We start from the raw sequence: 5,521 nt of genomic DNA on the forward strand, positions 1-5,521 counted from the left end.
CTTAAAATACGCTTTCATTTTATACTCCAAGAACCATAGAAGCATAGGAGACGGATCTATTTTCGACGCGCCTAGCAGGAGCAGTACCTTACTCATAAAATTAAAAATAAATCCGTCCCCTTTTACACTTATCTAAACCCTCCAGGCATGTGCGTATCCAAATGCCTCACGCCAGGTAATAGCACAGTAAGCGGCGCCCCTTGAACATGGCGCATAGAAAGTTTCTACCCCTTAGCCCTGCATAGGATCAACTGGCCTAAACATGCGTATCACCAATCTATGATATTGGGCGCATAGTATATGCACCGCAGTTACCAGTATAAAAATCAACTAACTGCTTAGACCACTTGAGGACTAGAGGACTTCCATAGAATTGCGCAAGGCAACTCATCATCAATAAACTCAGGTGAGCGGAATAGTAAGCAGCCGACACGTGTTCTAAGCTCCTATGAACAAATGCGCCATCAGACATCACACGATAAGAAGCATACTCCATGATCTTATTAGAACCAAGAGACTTTAGAGCACTCCGTATACGGCCCTGTTAGCCGACTGCCTGCCTCGCGAACTGAGCTTCAAACATAGCCTTCAGCTGTGCCTTGCGTGGAGGCACTACGGGGTTCAAGAACAAGATGACCGGGTGCTGGATCTGCTCGAGCTGATTGCCCAAAAGCGTGTCGGAAAGCGTCTAGGCAGGATTGAGCCTCGCGCTATAAAACGAAGACCCAAGCCTTACCCCATGCTGATGAAAACACGTCGATCAGCAAGGGCCGAGGTCAGGAAAAATGGACATCCGAAGAAGGTTAAGTAAGCGCCATTCAAATCCGCCCCCTTTTAGTCGCTGACAACGCATAGGCTTCGACGGCACATCAATTAAATAAGCACCATTAAAACCCCCTTACTAGTTACTCTAACCTCTCTCTATTTTAATAAAATCATCATACTCACCAAACTCCGGCACCACAGAGTAATTCGCACTAACATCAGTCGATGTTGTCGAAACCTCAAGACGATGAGGACTGAAGAATTCGCGCCTCATCTGAACCGTGCCATCTTGTTTAAAAACATAAGAAATACCACTAGCGATCTTGTCCGTCTCACCTTCAAATTCACGATGAGTCGCCATCGTTAAAAACAGCTTCCCATTTTCAATTCTCTGAAAAGCATACGTCAACGACTCACGTAAATTTTCATCAAGAAATCCAACACCAACCACCTGTTCCGTAACATCAAGGAAGCAATAAGGCCGATCAGCAGAGTCTACAAGAGCCGTATATTGCTTCTTGTTTATATGAGCAGATCTAGCTTGCTCTTCTGCCCAAACATCCGTTGGTCGTTTTTTTGCTCGAAACCATGACTTACAGTAAAAAATTGGTCGCTTCATTTCTAATATATATGTCCATTAATATCTTACGCAAAGGGGACGGATTCATTTTTGATACACCTGACAGGACCACCGTTTTACTCACCAAAAAAAATAAATCCGCTCCCTTTTAGATCGATTGCCAAAGTGTCACCAGAGCAATCAAAGCACCGGCGGTAACCACTGATCCAGGGTGCAGCCGTCGGCCTTCGGCAATTCCTGGTTGCTCAGAGGGAGTCGAACACCGGAATCCTGATCAAAGATGCTGACCTGGCAGGTGCCGAAATTATTCGGGCCATCTGCGATGCCCCCCCTTGATCACATAGCGGGCTCCCGGAATGAACTCACTGACAAAATCGACCCGGCAGGCGCGGTTACCGCTGGCCCATCCTAGCAGTACCAAATGGATGGGTTTTGTCGCTTCAATGGTGCGAAAACCTTCGGGGCTCGATGTCCCACCGCTGACCGAGAACAGCTCACGACCAGGTTTCACTGTCACCGACCTGCCGTACTTGCAGGCCATGGTCGGCGCGTCGGTCAGGCTCAGGCCATTGCGACGATTGCTCATCGCGTCCAGCTCACTGCGGATTTGGGCTTGGGGGGCATTGACGGGAGGAACGTATTGCGGAATCTGCGAGCAACCCGCAATCAGTAGCAAGAGCGAGCTTAGGTAAAGCGGTTTCATGAGCTTCCCTGTTCATTTCAGCTTGAGGTGGGGCGCTCAGCGGGACGAAAGAGGCAATGAGCGATACCGCTCAGGCTGCATCGTCCTTGATGATTGCCAGGGGCGAATTGTAACGTAGAGTACGCTTGACGTCTGTGGCGATGTTGTCTGGCGCTTTCGTGCCCAGCAAGACAACTCTCTTTCCCTTGAGTGAAATTTACTAGAAAATCCTGGCCGCTTGTTTGCGCCTGATCTCGCGGCTAGGTTTCATTCCGTCACTGCCAATTCAGTGACCGGGTATTAGTTGCCCGCCAGTTTGATCAGGAGCACAGCGCCACCTTCTACGAGGCACTTTTTTTCGGCCTCCGTTTTATGGTGGTCGCGTGCGCAGGGCACTTCGGTGCGCCGGGTTTCCTGATCACCAGTCGACTGACCTGCGTACGGCTGTTACTCCTTCGTTTAGCCGCGAACGCCGCGGCTCCCTCAACGGATTTTCGAGGTACATCGCCTAGGCAAGTGTTATTCACCACTAACTCATATTAGAAGCTTTAAAAGTAAATTTTGCTCCCGCCTGTTCCACAATAGAGCCAACTTTATTTAAAAAACTCTTCGCCCTTGCATCAGGAAGATACTTACACATTAAAATTATAGATACCTGACGACCTTTCGAGTCGGGGTATACTTCCAACAATTCCCCACTCTCAAAAAAACCAATATACAGATTAAGTTTTTCTTGGAGCAAGAGTAAATGCTCATCATCCCACTCCAAGTGATCAGCAATCGTCAAAACAAGCTCCCCTGTCTCTTTATCAACGCCAATAGCATCAATAACACCAATTTGTTCGACTGTCATACAACCTCCTTTAAGGCCTAACCACATTCACCGTCGTAGGCGGAATCTGAGTACCCCCTGGAAACCCAGGCTTCCCTTTACCTACAACAACTGCTCCTGATTCTTGAATTTCAGGAAATGCTATTTTTTGATTTGGGGTTAAAGGTGCCGTCGCTGATGCTTTGCACTCTGTACAAATAATACTTCCATCCGCATCTCTACCTATTAAATCGATTCTAGTCCTGGTACCACTTTGGATTTTAACGGTCACCTGCTGAACAATACCAGCTTGAGTTTCCTGAAGCTTGTCCATCGTTTGCGCCTCAAAGGCCTCTCCAGCTGCCTGACAAGCATAGGGGGACGGATTTATTTTCGACGAACGTCTACTCGATTCTGCAATCCGCTGCAGCAACCGCCTATGAAAACGCCGACAACCAAACCGGTTCGAACCGCAAGGTAGCGATGGGTGTGGTGCACTTGATTGAGCTGGCGCAGCTGAAAATGGACCCGGTGCTGAATGGGCAGATCGTCAACATCGGCAGTTGATAGGACTCAGCAATTGAACGGGAAGCGATGCTTCTCGCTCCGTCGAAGATCATCTTGACTGACGACACATGATCTTCGACGGCACATTGCCTAAGTAAGTGCCACTCCATCCTTTCAGTTTTTCCCCGACGAGTGCAAAATAAAAAGATGAACAAGAAATTTTCTGAAATACCTCATCGTCAAATCAGGGCCGTCTACGATGCGACAACCATTCGCGTCTATCAAGACTATTCCGATGCCATCGCAGACGCTGCACTGGCACAGGGAAAATTCGCATCCCCGCCGTTCAAGATGGACCGAATGACTTGGATTAAACCTTCCTTTTTGTGGATGATGTATCGCGCTGGATGGGGTTTTAAAGATGCCGGACAGAAGCGTATCCTGGCAATAGATATCACAAGGGAAGGCTTTGAATGGGCATTAGCGCACAGCTGCTTGAGTCATGCTGATGAATCTATCGATATGGCAGAATGGGAAGCCAAAAAAAATGCATCACCTGTACGTGTTCAGTGGGATCCGGAAAGAGATTTGCTCTTGCGCCCGCTGGAATATAGAGCTATTCAGATCGGCCTTAGCAAAGAAGCCGTACAACTATATGTAAACCAATGGATACAACGCATTACTGATGTAACCCCCTTGGCTCACTCAATCTACAAACTAATTCAAGACGGCGAGTTCGCTACCGCACAAAGTAAACTCCCACAGGAAATAGAATACAGCTCAGAGCACTACAAGTGATATTGCTGAGCCGCAGGATTCGATTTTCCGTCGTGCATGACCTTTCCGCAAACGGTTTTTGCTTCACCAGTTCAATATCAGACTTGACTCATTTGACACACTATGGGAGGGCTCGGTCATTGAATTTCCTTGGGGTAGGCAGCCCCAGCCAAATGACCGTTTACACAAAACTAATTACCCCCCCGGTATCAGGATAGTTTTTATCCGCACGGTTCTGCTACCCGTAGAACCGGATGAGACTTGTAAGGAACTTGGTTTTAGTCATCTGCCTTGATACGACTGGCTTCGAGGGCACGACCTCGCTCGTTCAACTCATGCAACAAATCGTGGCCATCCACAATCCAGAATTTATCTGATGCTGGAAACACATCTGCCGGATACGTATTGGCAAAGTCCACAAACTCACCTTCCCACCCGTCAGGAACATAACGCTCTAGTCTCGGGCCACTCTGATAAAAACCAGCAAAACGTCGGCTATCAAAATCAATGAACGCAATTGGAAACAAAAAGCCCACATCCCACCACGATTGCGCATTTTGGAAGCGCTCCAAGAGTGCCAGCTGTAAAAATTCAGGGCTCAACTTATGAGCCTCCGGTGCACGTAAAAAATCGTCAGCTGTATCTTGATCAAGCACCACGATGCCGGCCCTTTGGGCAGCTACCACGTTCAAATCAGGGAACTGATGGCCTGCCGAGACAAATTCATCGCGCCGTTTTCTCCAATCAAGCACTAAATTTTCAGGTTCTAATAATAGCCAGTGAACAACTCCTCTATGGCGAGCAACAGCCACCACATATTGCGGATCAAGCAATTCAGGAGTAGCCGTCCCTAAAATCTCTTCGAGCTTTTTCATTATTTCACCTTACCAGACCCTGGAATTGCATTTTCCTGCAACCACTCTCCCCAAGGAGGGGGTAGCTCGTAAGACCGGCCCGGCGTTGTTGTATCAACGATCTTCGGAGCCAATCCACCCTGATTCAAAGGATTGCTTCGATAGAAATCCTGAGAAATTGCATTTTCTCGAATGAAATCATCCATCCATTTCGGTATATCAAATGCATAGCATAGGGGACGGATTTATTTTCAGATACTGCAGACAAGACTAGCGCCTTACTCAAACACAAAAAACAAACCCGCCTTTAGGCACTGACTAGCTACCCCTCAAACATTTTAGAGGTTATTTCACCATCAATGCTTTCAACAAAAAAAACTCTAAGACATTTCTTGCAAGCAACTTAAAAACCTGCTGATTTGACGAGACTTCTCCGTAAGCGCCATAACAAACTTCAAAACTCCCGCCTACCGAAACCCCTCGCTTCAACACCTCCATTTTTAAAACTTCAAGAATAGCTGAGGCTATACCCTTAGGTAACCCGT

Annotated in this window: 7 protein-coding genes and 1 pseudogene; 2 read left to right on the forward strand and 6 right to left on the reverse strand. The window is 47.5% G+C overall.

Features of this window, described 5'->3' with window-relative positions:
- Positions 1 to 535: 535 nt before the first annotated feature.
- Positions 536 to 811, forward strand: a pseudogene (locus M5C01_RS32490) (IS4 family transposase); the annotation flags it as partial.
- 99 nt (positions 812 to 910) lie between these two features.
- On the opposite strand, the gene M5C01_RS32495 reads toward M5C01_RS32490, so the two are convergent.
- From M5C01_RS32495 to M5C01_RS32510, 4 genes are all read right to left on the reverse strand, one after another.
- On the reverse strand, positions 911 to 1,384 hold the full coding sequence (locus M5C01_RS32495; RefSeq protein ID WP_152742416.1) for a lytic transglycosylase: 474 nt from the start codon (positions 1,382 to 1,384) through the stop codon (positions 911 to 913).
- 265 nt (positions 1,385 to 1,649) lie between these two features.
- The gene (locus M5C01_RS32500; protein ID WP_248764462.1) at positions 1,650 to 2,048 is read right to left on the reverse strand and encodes a hypothetical protein; all 399 of its coding nucleotides are present in this window, start codon (positions 2,046 to 2,048) and stop codon (positions 1,650 to 1,652) included.
- Between the two features lie 508 nt (positions 2,049 to 2,556).
- Entirely contained in the window at positions 2,557 to 2,880 is a 324-nt protein-coding gene (locus tag M5C01_RS32505) for a DUF6572 domain-containing protein (protein ID WP_152742417.1), read from the reverse strand.
- 10 nt (positions 2,881 to 2,890) lie between these two features.
- Entirely contained in the window at positions 2,891 to 3,172 is a 282-nt protein-coding gene (locus M5C01_RS32510; protein WP_306110055.1) for a hypothetical protein, read from the reverse strand.
- Between the two features lie 380 nt (positions 3,173 to 3,552).
- On the opposite strand from M5C01_RS32510, the gene M5C01_RS32515 reads away from it, so the two are divergent.
- The gene (locus tag M5C01_RS32515; protein WP_152742418.1) at positions 3,553 to 4,143 is read left to right on the forward strand and encodes a DUF4291 domain-containing protein; all 591 of its coding nucleotides are present in this window, start codon (positions 3,553 to 3,555) and stop codon (positions 4,141 to 4,143) included.
- 257 nt (positions 4,144 to 4,400) lie between these two features.
- Here M5C01_RS32515 and M5C01_RS32520 read toward each other — a convergent pair whose 3' ends face one another.
- Both M5C01_RS32520 and M5C01_RS32525 read right to left on the reverse strand, forming a co-directional pair.
- Positions 4,401 to 4,997, reverse strand: a complete 597-nt coding sequence (locus tag M5C01_RS32520) for a group-specific protein (protein WP_152742419.1) — start codon at positions 4,995 to 4,997, stop codon at positions 4,401 to 4,403.
- 324 nt (positions 4,998 to 5,321) lie between these two features.
- On the reverse strand, positions 5,322 to 5,521 hold a 200-nt coding region (locus M5C01_RS32525; protein WP_248764463.1), incomplete at its 5' end, for a hypothetical protein.

The organism is Pseudomonas sp. MWU12-2319, from assembly GCF_023242525.1.
Classification (GTDB): domain Bacteria; phylum Pseudomonadota; class Gammaproteobacteria; order Pseudomonadales; family Pseudomonadaceae; genus Aquipseudomonas; species Aquipseudomonas gingeri_D.